We start from the raw sequence: 2,065 nt of genomic DNA, 5'->3' as shown, positions 1-2,065 counted from the left end.
AAAGTTTGTTGTCTTCGTCTTTAAGAAAAACGATTTGTGAAGTTGCTGCGTTTTTATCCCTGTACCGTAAGCCCGAATGATCAGCAGCTTTCCAGATCATTGAACCTCTTAAAATAATGTCGACTCGCATTAAAATCATTTCCAGGCAGTCATGGTCAAAACAAACGTGTCGTTGCTGATTTTTGCTACCTAAACTCGCCCCAGTAATGACATGTAGCTGGGTGTTTTTCTTCAATTGATACCACAGCCCATCGTTGGCATTATTCATCATTTTGCTAGACAAGCTCGGCCCAGTAGACATATATAGTGGATCAATGCCAGTTGCGCCGATAGTTTGTTCGTAATTGTAGTAGTAGTGCAATGGCACCTCAGCTGCTGGCAAGTCTAGCAGCCCCTCATACAACTGTCGGGCAATCTCCAAATCCGACACCATTACAGTGTGTACTTTTGGGGCACTGGTGAGGAACATCCACATTGCGCCAGCGTAAGCTGCTAGCAGCATCACCATAATCCCTTGAGTGGAAAACAGGCTATCTAAGGGCAGGGAAGGCAGAAAGGAGCCTAAGGTAAGGGGACTGAGGAGGAACGATATCACACTAACTGCTATAACCATGAACAAATAAGGATTCTATAAGGGAGCCGATTTTATGATTGTCGATTAAGACTAAAATTAAGTCTTTGTTTCTAGTTTATCAATATTCAACTAGTCTGAGTTTGGGCTACAAATTGGGCAACACCAAGATATTATGCGATTAACTACCGGAGTGCAATTCCTAAAACTATTTTAACAACTATCCATCGAAAGGCTTATGCAAATTCCTCATTTTCCGGAAGCTAATCACCCCCTGGTGAAGTCGCTGTTCCATCACAGTGACAATGAACTACTGACTCTGTTTCAGAGCAATCCAGATGCCGGAAAGTATTTTACAGTGATTTTTTGCCGCTATAGTCCCCTAGTGTATACCTTAATTCGGCATTCGGCGCGATCGCCTGTGCAGGCAGATTATCTGTTTGCCCTCACCTGGCGACATATCTACTACGAACTCGGTGGACTAAATTTAACCGCCCCTGAATTAGGTAAGGAAGCCTTAACCATGCAAAATTGGTTAATTAATATGACAGCTTTTTGTATTAACGAGATTAAAGTACCACCCACAGAAGCAATTCATTATTCTCTGCAAGCGACTTCGCCGCCACTATGGTGCTATGTACAACAGGCATTAGACCAACTACCACCTGTTTTGCGATTAATCGTGTTAATGGCTCAAACTTTCCACTGGAGCGAAACTAGAATCGCCGCCTATCTGCAAGCCGAAGGAGAAGCGATCGCTCCAAACGAAGTAGCCAATTTGCTTCAGGAAGGCTATCGTATGCTAGAGGACAAATTACCCACAGATATCCGCGCTATATACTTTGGGGAAGATTTAGTGCAATCATGACTTAAGTATAAATCCGTATATTATTTGTCTTCAATTAAAAAAATTAAAACTTTTTCTTAGACCTTTTACTTAAACCCGCAACTTTAGGGGTAATTTTTATGAAACAACGGCTTGTATTTCCCAGGCACAAGGTAGGCTTAATTTGTGTAGGTGCGATTTCTCGTCCCCAAATACTTTTACAGAGCTTTTTACTGTTTACTTTTTTGCTGAGTCCCATAGCTGCGGGTGCAGTTGATATTACGCAACAACTCCACCGTCCTTTAAATAGTTCCGTTGGGCGACAATCAAGAGATGAAGCAGATAGCTTGCTGAGTATCGGTGAACAACAATACGCTTCAGGATATGCCGATAAAACAATTACGTCTTGCTTGCGGGCGCTGGAACTATATCACTCAATTGGCGACCTGAAAGCACAAGGTCTAACTTACAATTTGCTTGCTAAGGCTTATGTGCAGCTAGGTAGTTTAAAAGAGGCGGAAGATGCGTTAAGAAGAGGATTAGCGTGGGTTCTCGGTTATCGGTGCTGTTTCTGGGACACTAGCTTGTCTTAGTGCATTAGAGGTAATAAAGCTGATTACTAAGTTTAGTCAACCCTTATTGTCACAACTGCTGACAATCGACTTGAT

Annotated in this window: 3 protein-coding genes and 1 pseudogene; 3 read left to right on the top strand and 1 reads right to left on the bottom strand. The window is 42.4% G+C overall.

All coding sequences use genetic code 11. The features are described from left to right. On the bottom strand, positions 1-613 hold a 613-nt coding region (locus LC574_RS37430; protein WP_229458668.1), incomplete at its 3' end, for a hypothetical protein. A 196-nt stretch (positions 614-809) separates the two neighbouring features. On the opposite strand from LC574_RS37430, the gene LC574_RS37425 reads away from it, so the two are divergent. The 3 genes and pseudogenes from LC574_RS37425 to LC574_RS37415 all read left to right on the top strand — a co-directional run. Continuing rightward, positions 810-1,439 carry an RNA polymerase sigma factor gene (locus LC574_RS37425; protein WP_229458667.1) on the top strand — a complete coding sequence of 210 codons (630 nt, stop codon included), beginning with the start codon at positions 810-812 and terminating at the stop codon, positions 1,437-1,439. 98 nt (positions 1,440-1,537) lie between these two features. Then, positions 1,538-1,990: a tetratricopeptide repeat protein gene (locus LC574_RS37420; RefSeq protein WP_229458669.1), complete on the top strand. Its 453-nt coding sequence runs from the start codon at positions 1,538-1,540 to the stop codon at positions 1,988-1,990. Continuing rightward, positions 1,923-2,065, top strand: a pseudogene (locus LC574_RS37415) (protein hesA); the annotation flags it as partial. The gene LC574_RS37420 and the pseudogene LC574_RS37415, both read left to right, overlap by 68 nt.

This window comes from Nostoc sp. CHAB 5715 (genome assembly GCF_020829685.1).
Lineage (GTDB): Bacteria > Cyanobacteriota > Cyanobacteriia > Cyanobacteriales > Nostocaceae > Nostoc.
This window is presented reverse-complemented; position numbering and strand designations above follow the sequence as displayed.

What these genes read in the sequence shown, in the direction of transcription:
- LC574_RS37425 (WP_229458667.1), top strand. Translation starts at nt 810, where the DNA reads ATGCAAATTCCTCATTTTCCGGAAGCTAATCACCCCCTGGTGAAGTCG.
- LC574_RS37420 (WP_229458669.1), top strand. Translation starts at nt 1,538, where the DNA reads ATGAAACAACGGCTTGTATTTCCCAGGCACAAGGTAGGCTTAATTTGT.